This is a genomic window from Gorillibacterium sp. CAU 1737, from assembly GCF_039888655.1.
Taxonomy (GTDB): domain Bacteria; phylum Bacillota; class Bacilli; order Paenibacillales; family NBRC-103111; genus Gorillibacterium.
In genome coordinates, this window is record NZ_JBDQQO010000001.1 from 743771 (window position 1) to 757808 (window position 14038).

At 55.1% G+C, this 14038-nt stretch carries 15 protein-coding genes; 12 read left to right on the top strand and 3 right to left on the bottom strand.

Annotation, left to right across the window (positions count from 1 at the left end):
• The first annotated feature begins 147 nt into the window (after window positions 1-147).
• Complete coding sequence (locus AAFN83_RS03455) at window positions 148-564, top strand: GntR family transcriptional regulator (RefSeq protein ID WP_347767073.1); 417 nt, start codon at window positions 148-150, stop codon at window positions 562-564.
• Window position 565: 1 nt separating this feature from the next.
• On the top strand, window positions 566-1954 hold the full coding sequence (locus tag AAFN83_RS03460) for a DUF5808 domain-containing protein (RefSeq protein WP_347767074.1): 1389 nt from the start codon (window positions 566-568) through the stop codon (window positions 1952-1954).
• Window positions 1955-2002: 48 nt separating this feature from the next.
• On the opposite strand, the gene AAFN83_RS03465 is transcribed toward AAFN83_RS03460, so the two are convergent.
• A complete protein-coding gene (locus tag AAFN83_RS03465) occupies window positions 2003-2779 on the bottom strand; it encodes a TetR/AcrR family transcriptional regulator (RefSeq protein ID WP_347767075.1) in 777 nt (258 codons plus the stop codon).
• Between AAFN83_RS03465 and AAFN83_RS03470 the strand changes: the two genes are divergently transcribed.
• Window positions 2757-3299: a hypothetical protein gene (locus tag AAFN83_RS03470; protein WP_347767076.1), complete on the top strand. Its 543-nt coding sequence runs from the start codon at window positions 2757-2759 to the stop codon at window positions 3297-3299. The two genes, AAFN83_RS03465 and AAFN83_RS03470, sit on opposite strands and share 23 nt — an antisense overlap.
• A 75-nt stretch (window positions 3300-3374) precedes the next feature.
• On the opposite strand, the gene AAFN83_RS03475 is transcribed toward AAFN83_RS03470, so the two are convergent.
• On the bottom strand, window positions 3375-3623 hold the full coding sequence (locus tag AAFN83_RS03475; RefSeq protein ID WP_347767078.1) for a helix-turn-helix domain-containing protein: 249 nt from the start codon (window positions 3621-3623) through the stop codon (window positions 3375-3377).
• Between the two features lie 140 nt (window positions 3624-3763).
• Between AAFN83_RS03475 and AAFN83_RS03480 the strand changes: the two genes are divergently transcribed.
• On the top strand, window positions 3764-4081 hold the full coding sequence (locus tag AAFN83_RS03480; RefSeq protein ID WP_347767080.1) for a DUF6809 family protein: 318 nt from the start codon (window positions 3764-3766) through the stop codon (window positions 4079-4081).
• Window positions 4082-4152: 71 nt separating this feature from the next.
• Here the strand turns inward: AAFN83_RS03480 and AAFN83_RS03485 are convergent, their stop codons facing one another.
• Window positions 4153-4320 (bottom strand): hypothetical protein, encoded by a 168-nt coding sequence (locus tag AAFN83_RS03485; protein WP_347767082.1) that lies wholly within the window; start codon window positions 4318-4320, stop codon window positions 4153-4155.
• Window positions 4321-4452: 132 nt separating this feature from the next.
• Here AAFN83_RS03485 and AAFN83_RS03490 point away from each other — a divergent pair, with 132 nt between their 5' ends.
• From AAFN83_RS03490 to AAFN83_RS03525, 8 genes are all read left to right on the top strand, one after another.
• A complete protein-coding gene (locus tag AAFN83_RS03490) occupies window positions 4453-5130 on the top strand; it encodes a response regulator transcription factor (protein ID WP_347767083.1) in 678 nt (225 codons plus the stop codon).
• A complete protein-coding gene (locus AAFN83_RS03495; protein ID WP_347767084.1) occupies window positions 5127-6506 on the top strand; it encodes a HAMP domain-containing sensor histidine kinase in 1380 nt (459 codons plus the stop codon). Before AAFN83_RS03490 ends, AAFN83_RS03495 begins: the two co-directional genes overlap by 4 nt.
• 62 nt (window positions 6507-6568) lie before the next feature.
• Window positions 6569-7693: an ABC transporter permease gene (locus AAFN83_RS03500; RefSeq protein ID WP_347767085.1), complete on the top strand. Its 1125-nt coding sequence runs from the start codon at window positions 6569-6571 to the stop codon at window positions 7691-7693.
• Window positions 7690-8367, top strand: coding sequence for an ABC transporter ATP-binding protein (locus AAFN83_RS03505; protein WP_347767086.1), 678 nt, complete (start codon window positions 7690-7692; stop codon window positions 8365-8367). Before AAFN83_RS03500 ends, AAFN83_RS03505 begins: the two co-directional genes overlap by 4 nt.
• Window positions 8368-8509: 142 nt before the next feature.
• The gene (locus AAFN83_RS03510; protein WP_347767088.1) at window positions 8510-9364 is read left to right on the top strand and encodes a VanW family protein; all 855 of its coding nucleotides are present in this window, start codon (window positions 8510-8512) and stop codon (window positions 9362-9364) included.
• Between the two features lie 77 nt (window positions 9365-9441).
• Window positions 9442-10164, top strand: a complete 723-nt coding sequence (locus AAFN83_RS03515) for an ABC transporter ATP-binding protein (RefSeq protein WP_347767090.1) — start codon at window positions 9442-9444, stop codon at window positions 10162-10164.
• Between the two features lie 467 nt (window positions 10165-10631).
• Window positions 10632-12599 carry a COG1361 S-layer family protein gene (locus AAFN83_RS03520; protein ID WP_347767092.1) on the top strand — a complete coding sequence of 656 codons (1968 nt, stop codon included), beginning with the start codon at window positions 10632-10634 and terminating at the stop codon, window positions 12597-12599.
• On the top strand, window positions 12592-13953 hold the full coding sequence (locus tag AAFN83_RS03525; protein WP_347767094.1) for an ABC transporter permease: 1362 nt from the start codon (window positions 12592-12594) through the stop codon (window positions 13951-13953). Before AAFN83_RS03520 ends, AAFN83_RS03525 begins: the two co-directional genes overlap by 8 nt.
• Window positions 13954-14038 lie beyond the last annotated feature (85 nt).

Below are 14038 nucleotides of genomic sequence, written 5' to 3' on the forward strand. Positions count from 1 at the left end.
GCGTCCTGCTGACGTTTACCCGCAGCGAAAGAAGAGCCGTCCTGATCCCTGCATGGCAGCGGGGAGGGGACGGCTCTTTTCGTGATCCTCTTCTCTGATTATGTATTATAAGATATAATACAAATAATACATAAAGGAGGAGAGTCCATGCGGGTTAGCCTGGATTTCAACAGCGAGGAACCGCTTTACACCCAGTTGCGGAACCAGATCGTGACGGCGATCGGAACCGGTGAATTGGAGCTTGGCGAGCGTCTGCCCACCGTCCGCCAGTTGGCGCAGGACCTTGGCATCAATCCAATGACCGTTAACAAGGCGTATGCTCAGTTAAAGGCAGAAGGGTTTCTGGAGATGGATCGGCGCAGAGGAGCAGCAGTCAGCGACGGCTTCTTATCGGCAGGCGGGGGGTACGAACCGTATCGTGGGAAGCTGGAGCGCGAATTGAAGCTGACCATTTGCGAAGCATTCCTGCGGGGAATGAACGCAGCGGAGTTCCATGAGCTATGTACGTCCATCATCGCGGGGCTGCGTCTGCCCAAGCCCCTTCCCGAAATGGAGGGGAACTAACATGCTATCCTATGTGTTCGCAGGCATTGCTCTGCTCACCGGCGCGATTGCGATGGGGACCTTTTGGGCTCAGGCGAAGCCGCAGAAGAGGTGCTCGTTTGGGATCACCTTACCCGAGCAAGCACTAATAGACCCCGAAGTTCAGGCGGCGACAAAGTACTTCCACCGAATGATGGGGATGGCGAGCGCCGTACTCCTTCTGTGTCTCCTCCCGTTGTTCTTCTTGAAGGCCTTTCTTTCGGTCTACGGATACTTTTTTTTCTGGGTTGTGCTATCTTTCGTCGTCTCCTATGCTCCATATGGCCAAGCGCATCGGAGTTTGAAGCTGCTGAAGCACCGCAAGGGATGGGATACGGGGGAGAAGCGGATTGTTCAAGCCGATCTCCGGGCTTCGCGGGAGAAGGGAAAGGGCCGCTTGTCGCTAGCCTGGTTCCTGTTCCCGTTCGCGCTATCCCTCTCTCTTGCCTACCTCGCCATTCAGGATAGCCAGACTCCGATTGCGATATCGGCAGGAATTTCATGCTTGTTCTCCGTGCTGTTTGCCTGGCAGGCTTGGACGGTGCGCCAGTTACAAACAAAGCTGTATCACAAGGAGAGCCAGGTTAACGCAGCGCTGCACCGTGTGAAAACAAGGGCGCTCGCGAAGCTTTTTCTGGCGGTTGCCTGTTTTGAAAGCTTGTTTGCCGCCCTGCTCTATTGGACTGGGGATGCAGAGACGGGGACGGAAGGCGGATTTGCCGCATGGGTGCTCGTGCTGGGGGTTGTTCCAATTGTGCTCGTGCTTTCCTATACCTGGCTATGGTTCTCTCACAAGAAGAAATGGCTGGGCGACGAAGGGGAAGCCGAGCTGCCGGTAGACGAGGATGACCTATGGATCGGCGGGCTTCTGTACCGCAACCCGAATAATCCTGCGATCTTTGTGGAGAAGAGATTCGGCTTCGGCACGACGGTGAATGTCGGGACGCGGGGAGGGAGAGCCTTCCTGTGGGGAACCTTAGGCGTGACAGCAGCGGTGATTCTCGGCGTAGGCCTTCTCATCGGGATACTGGACAGCCGAACGCCGCAGCTGGAAGTTACCGCTGATCAGAAGGTAGACATCCGCTACCCGCTGTATTCGTACTCCTTCTCGCTGGATCAAATTCAGACGCTCACCCTGGAAGAGAGCTTGCCCTCGGGAAGGCGTACGAATGGCATCGCAACGGATCGAATCGCCCGTGGGGATTTTCGTCTGGATGGATGGGGCCGATCGAAGCTGTATGTCTTTAAGGATATCCCGCCGTATCTCGTTATCAACCTGGGCGAGCTCCATGTGGTCTACAACACGGACAATCCGCAGGCTACTCGAGCGCTGTACGAGCGTTTAAAAGCAGCATCCGATAGTGGGAAATGACCTTGCATCTCAATCAATCAAAAAGAGCTCCTCGTCCGTCATGGCGGATCAGGAGCTCTTTTGGGGTTGGGGCGGCTCCGTCCCGAGGGAATCGGATAGACAGAGGTGATCCAGATGGGCGGAGAGAATCGCGGTGATGGTGTCGGAGGAGAGCCTCCCGGGTTCCATCAATGCATGCAGGGCGAGACCGTCAACAACCGCGTACAGTCGTTCCGCCTCCAGCTCCTTGTTCAGGTCGGGGCGGAGTGCGCCGGCTTCCTCCAGATCGTCCATCACTCGGGTAACCAACCACAGGATGCCATCCGGCTCGATGCTGGATGAATCGGAAGAGGCCGCCAGCTTCTGAAAGGTGAAGGAGAACCACACTTCGAGTTCTGTCATTTTCTCTGCGGTCGTCGGTAGCAGCTCCAGAAGGAGTCGAGTTGCCTTTTCCTTCGGGGGCATAGCAAGCGGGTAGAGGCTCCGGACGCGTGCTCCCACCCGTTCCTGAACGAGCTTCATCGCGAAGGCAAGCAGTTCCTCCTGAACGGAGAAGTAATGACGGAGGGCGCCGAGGGTCAGCCCCGCCTCCGCTGCGATGTTGCGAACGGTAGCAGCCTGAACGCCGTCGCGAAGAATGACACGCCAAGCAGCTTCTGCAATTTCAATTTTTCGTTGGGTATGATCGACTCGTTTCACCATATCCTCATTGTAGCAAAAGAAGAAGGCGGACACAACGAAATGATACACTTGTATGGAATAGATGTTCATGATAAACTGTGATGGATCGAAATCATACAACTGTATGGACTGGAGGGTCTTGATGAGTGGAATTGCTTGGGCCATCATCGCCTGCGAAGTGGCCTTTTGGCTTTTTATTGGAGCGGGGCTTGTTACCCGGTATGCATTCAAGATGGAAAAGGCAGGCCTTGTGCTGCTCGCCATGACGCCGGTGATTGATGTGCTGCTGCTGCTCTTGACGGGAATCGACTTGTATGGCGGAGCGACTGCGACAGCCGCGCACGGTATCGCAGCCGTGTACATTGGGGTATCCCTCTTGTTTGGCAGAGACATGATTCGTTGGGCGGATAAGCGGTACCAGGTCTTCATCCTTCGAAAAGGGGCATTGCCTCCCAAGAGGTATGGGCGGGAGCATTCCATGCAAGAGCTTAGAACCTTTCTTAAGCATGTAGCCGCGTTCTTGGTGGCCGCCGGACTTATTTGGGGGCTTACCCTCATCATGGATGATGCCTCTCGTACTTCTGGATTAGCGGGTGTGACGCAGATTTGGTCGGTTGTTCTCCTGATTGACTTTGTGATCACGGCTACTTACTTGGTCTGGCCCAAGAAGAGGCCTCAGGCTTGAGCTTCGACATTTTGATTTAGCTCTAACACATGCGAACCCAGGGCAAGTAAAAAGACTAGTCACGCAATTGCGCGGCTAGTCTTTGTTTTCGTACGGGACTTCCTCCATTTCAGCTTCCATCAGCTCGATAAATTCAGATGCCTTCATGCCGAGTGCTTCGGCCAGGGCGAACAAGGATTGCAGCGAAGGCTGATGAACATGACGCTCCAGCATGGAGATATAGGTTCGATCCAGGTTGCTCTGAAAGGCTAATGTTTCCTGGCTGATCTGAGACTTTTTGCGCAGATCGCGCAGGACGTTTCCAAAAATCTGTTCGGGTAACAAATGCATTCCTCTTTTTAGCTTCATTATCTTGTGGGGGATCGTTATCAATCTACGTAGTATACTCTACAAAACAGCCTTCGCTCATGGTATGATTTCACCATAATGTTCCAATTAGAAAGGACTGTCCGAAGGAGGAAGCAATGAAGAGTATGATTGAACAGTTAATTCGCGGGGAACTGTGCCACCCTGATGAAGCCATTATCCGGAATGAAGCCGTGAGAAAAGCAAGCGAGACCATCCTCAAGGCGTTGGAGGACTGGCGGCGTCGCCATTCGCATTCCGATTGGGTTGAACTTGAAGCGTTGCTGGAGCTATACGGCAAACGGCACGCCATCGAACAAGGCCTATCGTTTCGCACCGGATTTCGGGCGGGAGCGGGGCTCATGGTGGAGGTTCTCACCGGAAACGGCGCAATCGCCGATCAAATCAGCTCGACCAGAGACGAGCTCCAGGCTTAGTTCCCGCACAAAAGTCCCGTTAGCGGCTCAGATGAGCGCGGCAAACGGGACTTTTTTGAGGAAACAGACGGTTACGGCTCGTCTTCCACCAGATCTTCGGGATCGAACAAGGCGGCGGGCTTGGCGACCCATTCATCCGCTTCAGGTTCAATATCGACTCCGCTTTCGATCTTTTTCTTTTCGGCGAGGGAGTCATTCTTCTCATTCAGCTGGTTGCGAAGTTCTGCTTCATCCGGCATGGGGGTTCCTCCTGGCTCATAATGGACTTGCCTGTGGAATAGCGTTTCCAACCGATGGCGATTTCATCCAACGCGATTTGTCAAACCAGCCCGATATGCTATTCTTGTCGTGACAGGACAGGAGGAACCTCAATGAAGCATATCTTAATTGCGGATGATGATGCCAATATTCGTGCGCTGGTGCGCCATGTACTGCTCCGGGAAGGCTACCGGGTTACCGAGGCGGAGGATGGGCTTGCTGCGGAAAGGCTGACCGAGACGGAGACGTTCGACCTGGCCATTCTTGATGTCATGATGCCCGGGCTGGACGGGTATACCCTCTGTGAACGGCTGCGGGAACGAGAGGATCTTCCCATTATCCTGCTCACCGCTCGGGATCAATTGGCGGACAAGGAGAGGGGCTACCGGCACGGTACCGACGATTATGTCACAAAGCCCTTCGAGCCGGAGGAGCTGCTCTTCCGCATCAAAGCCTTGTTCCGCCGCTATCTGCACGTTTCGCTTGACCGGATTCGGTTGAACCAAATCATCATCGACCGCAAGACGGCGGAGGTGACGGACGGGGAGACGGTCTTCCTTTTGCCGTTGAAGGAGCTGGAGCTGCTGTCCCAACTGGCTCAGTTCCCCGGCAGGGTCTTCTCCCGAGAAGATCTGATCCGCCTCATCTGGGGCGCAGACTACGAAGGGGACGATCGAACGGTAGATGTGCACATCAAGCGGCTGCGACAGCGCTTTGCCGGCTATGAGCAGGATTTCACCATCGAGACGGTACGCGGTCTGGGGTATAAGATCGAGGTGAAGGGCCGATGAAATCGATCTATACTCGTGTCTTCCTCATTACCATCGGCACCGTTTTGTTCAGCAGCTTGTTCGCCTTTCTCCTCTCGAATGTTTACTACCATGTGAAGCTGAAGCCCTACAATGACAACAAGCTGACCGAAATCACCCAAACGATCCGCTCCTACGCGGAGGAGCATTCGAAGGACCTTACGGAGTATTTGACGAATACAGCGGCCATCGGGTACGAGCTGTACCTGGTGGACGACCAAGGGAACGGAACGTTTTTTGGGCGGCCGTTTCGTGAAAAAGAGATCGCGCAGGAAACCGTGCTGGCGGTTCTGGCGGGCGGCGTTTACCACGGAGTGGGACAGTTTCCCACCAAACCCTTCATCACCGGCTTTTTTGACAACAGCCTAACCAATACCATCGGTGTTCCGATCCAAGCGGAAGGCAAAACCTACGCGTTGTTTCTTCGCCCTGATGTGGTGCTCCAGTTCGGTGAACTGCGCATCTTCTTCGCATTGATCGGGGCGCTGACGGTCTGCTGCAGCCTGATCTTCTTCCTCTTCAGCACCCGCTTTGTCGTTCGCCCGATTACGGACCTGACCGAAGCTACGAAGCGAATGGCGGAAGGCCATTTTCAGCACAAGTTGCCGGAGAAGCGCAAGGATGAAATCGGCCAGTTGGCGGTTCACTTCGGCAAGATGAGCCGCGAGCTGGAGAGAACCGAGCAGGCGCGTCAGCAGTTTGTCTCCAACGTCTCGCATGAGATCCAATCTCCGCTGACGTCCATTCAAGGCTTCGCCCAGGTTCTGGCGGACAGTGAGCTGCCGAACGATGAGCTGAAGCGGTATGCGGAGGTGATCGCTCAGGAGAGCCGCCGCCTGTCCCGGCTCGGCAAGGAGCTGCTGACGCTGTCCGCCATCGAGCAGGGCAAGGAAGGGCTGAAAGTTCGGCGGTTTTCTTTGAAAGCTCAGCTTCGGGAGGCGCTGCTAGTGTTGGAGTGGCAGCTGGAGCAAAAGGAGCTGGCCGTTTCGTTCGCAGTCCCGGACGGCCTGGAGCTGACCGGTGACGAGGTGCTGCTCATGCAGGTATGGATGAACCTGCTCGGCAACGCGATTCAGCATATCCCGGCGGGATGCTCGATTCAGGTTAAGGCAGAGCGTATCGGCAGCCGAACGATCCTTCGTTTCTCTGACACGGGGGAGGGCATCGATGCGGAGCACTTGCCTTACCTGTTCGACCGCTTCTACCGAGTGGATGAAGCGAGGGAACGGCGTTCGGGCAGCACGGGACTCGGACTGAGCATCGCCCTCAAAATCGTGCAGCTGCATGGAGGAACCCTTGCCGTCGAGAGCACGAGAGGAGAAGGAACGACGTTCACGGTCGAGCTTCCTGACCTGTAATCCCTTGTTCATACGGAGTTCATAAACCCTTCCTATACTTGGCCTATAGAGAGAAGGAGGGAATGAACCCGATGTATTTGGCACTCCGTGAAATTCGTCATGCCAAGCTGCGATTCGCGCTTGTCGTGACCATCATGCTGCTGGTGTCGTTTCTCGTGCTGTTTATAACCGGGCTCGCCAGAGGGCTGGCGTACGACACCACTTCGGCCTTGGAGACGATGAAGGCGGATCATTTTGTTTTGGAAAAGGGGGCGGACAACCGCTTCGGACGGTCTCTCTTGACCGGGAATGAGTTGGATGCAGCCCAAGAAGTGGTTGGTTCGGACAAAGCTTTGCCGCTCGCGGTGCGGATGTCTACCGTATCCATCGAAGGAGCGGCCGTGAAGAAGGATGTCACCCTGTTCACGGTGGATGCGGACAGCTGGCTCCTGCCCGACGTGATGGAAGGAAGCACGATCACGAGTACAAGCGAAGGTCACGTTCTGGCGGACAAAAAACTGAAGAGCGCAGGAGCAGAGGTCGGCACGGTTCTGAAGGATCCGGCCTCCGGGATGTCCTGGACGATCAGCGGGTTTGTGGATCAGTCGGCATACAGCCATACGCCGGTTGTGTTCCTGAACCAGAAGGACGGTGCCAAGCTTCGAGCCGCTTTCCGCTCGCAAGCCTCCACCCAAACAGATTCCTATAATGTCATTGCCGTTCAAGCGACGAAGGAGCAAGTCCATGAACTGGCTCAGCGCCTTCCCGAGACGGATATCATTCCGCGGCAAGATGCGATTGATGCCATTCCGGGCTACAGCGAGGAGCAAGGCTCCTTCACGCTTATGATCGCTTTCCTGTACGTGATCGCCGCTTTTGTTCTGGCTGTGTTCTTCTATGTCATCACCTTGCAGAAGCTTAGTCAGTTTGGCATCCTCAAAGCAATCGGTGCCAGAACCGGAACGCTGGCAGCGGGGCTCATCGTCCAGGTGCTGCTCCTGTCGGTGGGAAGCGCGGGCATCAGTCTTCTTCTCGTCCGGTTCATGATGCAGGCGCTCCCGGACACGATGCCCTTCCGGCTCGGAACGGCAACCATGCTGCTGACCGCCGGAGCCTTCGTTCTGGTCGCGGTGCTCGGTTCGCTGCTGTCCATTGGAAAAGTGGCGCGTACGGATGCTTTGGAAGCGATAGGAGGGACAGCCGGATGAAGCCGAAGCTCAGCTTGCATCAGATAACACATTCCTATGAGGATGGCAGCGGCAGGGTCTCCATTCTGCGCGAGCTGTCACTGGACGTGCAGCCAGGGGAATTCATTGCGGTCATGGGGCCGTCCGGGTCTGGCAAAAGCACCTTCCTGTCCATTGCGGCGGCGCTGCTTACTCCAACGAGCGGTGAGGTTCGGGTCGACGGCCGCTCTCTTGCGGACAAGAGCAGCAAGGAGCTTGCCGATTTGCGCCTTCGCCAATTCGGATTCATCTTTCAGAGCGCCCACCTGGTTCCGTATTTAAAGGTGGAGGAGCAGCTGCTCTATGTGGGCAAGCTGGCCGGGATGAGGCGATCGGAAGCCTCTGCACGCGCCAAGCTGCTGCTCGGTCAGTTGGGGCTGGCGGAACGCAGGCTCGCCTATCCTGAGAAGTTGTCCGGCGGAGAGAAGCAGCGGGCGGCCATCGCCCGTGCCTTCATGAACAAGCCGGACGTCCTGTTTGCCGATGAGCCTACCGCAAGCCTGGATGCGGCGAGAGGGCAGGAGGTCGTGCAGCTCATCGCGGATCAGGTCAAGCGGGAAGGAAGCTCGGCTATCATGGTTACCCATGATGAGCGGGTGCTTCATCACTGCGACCGCGTGCTGGAGCTGGAGAACGGGAAGCTGCGCGTTTCATAATCGCGGTGGAAACAATGAAAATGAGCGAATCGAGTGGGCAACCGCAGCCCGTTCGATTCGCTCTTTTTTGCGAAGGAAGATTCTGTAACATATCCTCCAGTGAAAACGTCTAGTATTCAGTATCAATAATGGGGGGAACGTCATGAAGAGTGCCATTCTCAAGCGGTTTCCAGTCCTATATCAAGCGAGGGTCAATCAGCTTCGGATCAATCGGAAATGGAAGGATCTCCGGCCTTCGCTTCGTTTTGCATCGGTTCAAACAGAGGAAACGTTCTCTTTTGCTTGTAAGAAGCATCAGTCGCTGCTTCGCCGAAGGTTGGGAGCTTCCGATCCTCAGCTTCAAGAGAACAAGGTGGTGAACCTCGGGATCGCCAGTGCAACGATCGACGGGCTCCTGATTCGACCGGGTGAAACCTTCTCGTTCTGGAACCGAATCGGGGTTCCTTCCGCCGATAAAGGGTATATCGACGGCCTTCTCTTGTCCAGAGGGGAGGTCAAGACGGGAGTAGGCGGCGGCCTCTGCCAGCTGGCCAATCTGTTGTACTGGATGGCCCTGCACTCTCCACTCGAGGTGGTGGAACGGCATCATCACAGCTTCGATCCCTTTCCCGATGACCAGCGGGTCTTGCCCTTCGGAAGCGGAGCCAGCGTCTTTTACAATTATATCGATCTGAGGCTATTCAACCCGACTTCCCACACCTTCCAAGTTCGGGTCTGGCTGACGGAACAACACCTGAAGGGAGCCTTGTTTTGCGAAGAGGAATGGCCGCTTTCCTACCATATTGAAGAACGCAAGCACCGGTTTGTGCGGAAACACGATATTTTGTATCGAGAAAATGAGATTTGGCGTTTCTCTACAGACAAACGGACGGGAACCCAAGCCGGTGAAGAAAGGCTCATCGCCAACTGCGCAGAGGTCAAATATGAGCTGCCGGAGGGCATTCTCGTCGAGGAAGAAGATTTGCTTCAATCCCCTCGTAAGATTGAAACAAAATGAGGGGGTAGATCGTCTATAATAGAGGTCGGACATACATAGTTGAACATCGGGAGAAGACAGGGGGGAACACAAGCATCGTGGGGGAGCCCATCATTGAAATCAAGGACCTGCGCAAGGTCTATCGGCTCGGGAGCGAGAAGGTCGTTGCCCTGAACACGATCAATCTCACCATCGAAAAGGGAGAATGCTGCTGCCTGCTCGGGACATCGGGTTCCGGGAAGTCAACGCTTCTGAACATGATGGCGGGACTGGAGAAGCCGACCAAGGGAACCGTCACCATTCGCGGCGAGGTCGTAAGCCGCATGAGCGAGAAGAAGCTTGCTCGCTTTCGTCAAGACTATCTCGGCTTTATTTTTCAATCGTATAACCTGATCCCTTCGCTCAGTGCGCTGGAAAACGTCTGTATGCCGTTGACCTTCAAAGGGATTTCGCGAAGGGTTCGGGAGAAGCGTGCCGCCAAGCTGCTTGAAGCGGTCGGACTCGGCACCCGCGTGAAGCACAAGCCGTCCCAGATGAGCGGCGGCCAGCAGCAGCGGGTCGGGATTGCGCGCGCCTTTGCAGCAAATCCCGAAATCATCTTCGCGGATGAGCCGACAGGGAACCTGGATACCAAGACGACGCTCGAAGTCATGGAGCTCATGATCAGGCTTGCGCGTCAGAAGAACCAGACGCTTGTTATCGTCACGCATGATCTGGAGATCGCGGCTTATGCAGACCGCATCATCCGAATCCGGGACGGCATCGTCGAGGGCATGGAAGTCAAACCAAAGAATGAAGAATCGGTCGGGGTGGTCATGTGAAACGGAATCTATGGGTAGCACTTATTTTGGTCATTGGCCTTATTGGCGGGCTTTTGCCTGCGCCTGCTGTTCATGCGGCAGGACCGGAGTTGTTTGTATTAAATTACACTTCAAGTTCGCAAAAGATTAAGGAAAAAGAAAATGTTAAGATTACCGTGAACTTTAAGAAAGCTAACCAAAAGCTCAATGATCTCTACGTTGAAATTGATGAGTCAAGTTCCTTTTATGGTCAAACATCAAATCGCATAGGAGATGCGGACCTAAATGATCAAGATAAATATTCTATTGGTTTGCCGCTTGTTTACAACGGAACAGGGAATAAATTAAAGCTCACGTTTTTCTACACCCTTGAGGATGGAACGAGTGGAAACTTTCAAGAAACGTTGAATATTACCCAAGCACAGCCAACCGTCGAAGTAATCCCAACCCCCACCCCGACGCCTTTCCAAATCGACACGAGCAAGCTCGTGCCGAAAATTAGCATCGTGGGTTCGGGCGACATCCCGACGGTCAAGGCGGGAAGCACCCTCAGCCTCAAGCTTCCCATCAAGAATACCTCTACCTACAGTGCGCAGAGCATCATGGTGACGCTGGAACCGGAAGACAAGACAAAAATTCCCTTCCTGCAGGGGATGACCAACCTGTCCGCCTCGGTAGACAGCCTGGGGAGCTCCGTCACCAAGACGGCGGATTTCTCGATTCCGATCAAAGCAGATGCGGCCTCCGGAATCTATGCAGTGAAGGCCGGCTTTTCCTTTACCAACGGGATGGGAGATTCGTTCACTTCCTCGGAGACGCTCTACATCAAGGTGAACAACGATTCGACCGGGCCTGTTATCGTCTTGGAAAAGGTAGACAAGTCGCCCGCCCAAGTGGTCCCTGGTGGGAAAGTATCGTTGAAGGTGGCGCTGTCCAACTCCGGCAGCCTGCCCGCGAAGGACGTCCGCATTACCCTGACTGGACTGAAGCCCGAGGGTTTTACGCTGGATAACTCTACCGATATTCGTAAAATCAATCAGATCAATGGCTTTAGCCTCGAAACGGTAACCTATAACCTGAGCGTATCCTCCACAACGCCGGGAGGCAGCCAGCAGTTGGGGCTCAAATGGCAATACAAGGACGAGACCGGAACGGTCATCACGGAAGAGAGCCAAGTCTTCATTCCGGTTATCACCAAATCCAGCGGGCAAGCGCTGCTGACCCTGGCTGACATTCAAGCTCCGCAAGCGACGCTCGTGCCGAAGGATGCGTTCATGGTCTCCTTCGTGGTGAAGAACACGGGAACGAAGAAGAGCGAGAACATCAAGGCTGCCCTTACAACGGATAAGGAATTGATCCCGAAATCCCTCAGCACGATGGTGATTCCGGCGCTGAGTCCCGGTGAAAGCAAGAAGTTGACCTTCGCCTTCGAAGTAGCGCCGGACGCTGCGACGAAGAGCTATCCGATCGGAATTACGGTCGAGTACGATGACCCGAAGGCAACAGGAGAAGCGGCCGCTGGCAAGGCAACCTTGAGCCAATATGTCGGGGTCTACGTAGAAGGAAAAACCACTGATCCGGACGGAGAAAAGAAAACCGTTCCGCGAATCATCATCAGCCAATACCAGTTCGATCCGCAATCCGTTCTGGCTGGACAGGACGCCGTGCTGTCCATGTCGATTCTCAATACGAGCCGCCTGACGAGCGTTCGGAACATCAAGCTGACGGTTACTTCCGACGACGGCACCTTTACCGCCCTCGGCAGCAACACCTTCTTCATTGAGAATATCGGGCAGACTGCTTCGGTGGAGCGTTCCTTGAAGCTGCGAGCCAAGCCGGATGCAGAAGCGAAGATCTACCCGATCTCGCTCAACTTTGAGTACGAGGATGAGAAGGGCAATCCTTACACCTCCAAGGAATCGGTCAGCATCCCGGTCATGCAGAACAATCGCTTCATGGCCGGCGAGGTGAACGTACTGGGTGAAGCTTATCCCGGCCAGCCGGTATCACTCAGCATGGACTTCTATAACATGGGCAAGTCGGTTCTGTACAACCTCATGATTAAAGCCGAAGGGGATTTCACCACCACCGGCGGTGGCGGCTATTATGTCGGCAATTTTGCATCAGGCCGGACCGATACGTATGATTTCTCGATCATTCCGAATGCAGCCGGAGAGTTGAAGGGGGATGTCGTCTTCACCTTCGAGGATGCGACCGGCAAGCAGACCGAGATTCGCAAAGCCTTCACCGTCAATGTTATGGATATGCCGGTCATGGAGCCGATGCCGGGCGAGCAGCCCGGTATGGAGCCGCCGATGAATGCGGGCTCCGGCGACAAGTGGAAAAAGATTATGTGGATCGGCATTCCATCAGCCGTGGTTCTGGCTGCCTTGACAACGGGGTTGATCCTCCGCAGGAAACGGCGGAAGAGAAAGGAACTGGAGCTGGATGAATAGCTTCGATCTGATCCGACTCGCGACGATCAACTTTCTCCGAAGCAAGATTCGCTCCTTCCTGACCATCCTCGGCGTGGTGATCGGAACCGCGTCCATCGTCGTAATGCTGTCCGTTGGCCTCGGGATGAACGAGGGCTTCAAGCAGCAGGTCAGCCAGATGGGGAGCTTGACAACCATTGATGTCTACCCTGGTGGTGGAGATGGAGGGATGATGATCGGCGGAGGAGGCAAGACGGGGACGGCCAAGCTCGACGATAAAGCCGTTCAAACGATGAGCGCGATGAAAGGCGTTCAAGTCGCGACTCCGCTTGTGCAAACCTCTGCCAAGGTCATTGTCGGCAAGTACATGGCTTGGATTCAGTTAACGGGGATCCGTCCGGAAGCGATCGAGAAGCTCGGCTATAAGGCAGCCACCGGACGACTGCTGGAGGAGACGGATACCGATTCCCTTCTCTTCGGATTCGGCGTCCCCATGAACTTCTACAATCCGAAGTCACGTGTTTACCAGCCTGCCCCACAGATGGATTTGTTGACGGAGAAGATGCAACTGACCTTCGATACCATGTACGGGGAAAACACCGGCAATTCGGAGAATCCGGGTCAGGAAGAAAAACAGCCTTCGAAGCTGTACAAAATCAAGGCGAGCGGCGTTCTCGTTCAATCGAACAATGAGCGGGATTGGTCGGTCTACATGAACCTGGAGCATCTCAATAAGCTTCTTCGGGAAAATTCGAAGGCCAACCGCCAGCAAGGGATGGGGAACAACACCCAGTCCGGCTACCAGCGAGCGATTGTTCAGGTGACCGACATGAAATACGTCGAGCCGGTCCGCGAGGAGATCAAGAAGCTGGGCTTCTCGACCAGCGCATTGACCGACGTGTTGAAGGGGATGCAGGAGCAGTCCAAGATGATGCGGATGCTGCTCGGCAGCATCGGGGCCATCTCTCTGGTCGTTGCGGCGATTGGTATAGCCAATACGATGATCATGTCCATCTACGAACGCACGCGGGAGATCGGCATCATGAAGGTGCTTGGCTGCGAGCTGAAGGACATTCGCCGCCTGTTCCTGCTGGAGGCCGGCTTTATCGGATTCTTCGGCGGTATCTTGGGGGTACTGGCCAGTATCGGGGCTTCCTACCTGCTCAACAAATTCGGCGGCAGCCTGCTCGGCTCCACCATGGGTGGAGGCGGGATGGTGGACGCGAACGGAGTACCGATCAAAAGCTCCATCATTCCGTTGTGGCTAATGGGATCGTCGGTTGTGTTTGCCACCTTGATCGGCTTAATCTCGGGGTTCTACCCGGCCCGTCGGGCGATGAAGCTGAGCGCCCTCGAGGCGATCAAAACCGAATAGTTGGCAACTTACAGCACGCCTGCGTGGAGGCTTCTACTCCTTGCAGGCGTGTTTTCTCCTTCTAGCAGATGGGAGCTTTCGATCA

Excerpts from the sequence above, each read along its gene's own strand:
- AAFN83_RS03490 (WP_347767083.1), top strand. The coding sequence starts at position 4,453 with ATGAAGCATATCTTAATTGCGGATGATGATGCCAATATTCGTGCGCTG.
- AAFN83_RS03505 (WP_347767086.1), top strand. The coding sequence starts at position 7,690 with ATGAAGCCGAAGCTCAGCTTGCATCAGATAACACATTCCTATGAGGAT.
- AAFN83_RS03455 (WP_347767073.1), top strand. The coding sequence starts at position 148 with ATGCGGGTTAGCCTGGATTTCAACAGCGAGGAACCGCTTTACACCCAG.
- AAFN83_RS03465 (WP_347767075.1), bottom strand. The coding sequence starts at position 2,779 with ATGGCCCAAGCAATTCCACTCATCAAGACCCTCCAGTCCATACAGTTG.
- AAFN83_RS03525 (WP_347767094.1), top strand. The coding sequence starts at position 12,592 with ATGAATAGCTTCGATCTGATCCGACTCGCGACGATCAACTTTCTCCGA.
- AAFN83_RS03460 (WP_347767074.1), top strand. The coding sequence starts at position 566 with ATGCTATCCTATGTGTTCGCAGGCATTGCTCTGCTCACCGGCGCGATT.
- AAFN83_RS03470 (WP_347767076.1), top strand. The coding sequence starts at position 2,757 with ATGAGTGGAATTGCTTGGGCCATCATCGCCTGCGAAGTGGCCTTTTGG.
- AAFN83_RS03500 (WP_347767085.1), top strand. The coding sequence starts at position 6,569 with ATGAACCCGATGTATTTGGCACTCCGTGAAATTCGTCATGCCAAGCTG.
- AAFN83_RS03480 (WP_347767080.1), top strand. The coding sequence starts at position 3,764 with ATGAAGAGTATGATTGAACAGTTAATTCGCGGGGAACTGTGCCACCCT.
- AAFN83_RS03495 (WP_347767084.1), top strand. The coding sequence starts at position 5,127 with ATGAAATCGATCTATACTCGTGTCTTCCTCATTACCATCGGCACCGTT.
- AAFN83_RS03485 (WP_347767082.1), bottom strand. The coding sequence starts at position 4,320 with ATGCCGGATGAAGCAGAACTTCGCAACCAGCTGAATGAGAAGAATGAC.
- AAFN83_RS03510 (WP_347767088.1), top strand. The coding sequence starts at position 8,510 with ATGAAGAGTGCCATTCTCAAGCGGTTTCCAGTCCTATATCAAGCGAGG.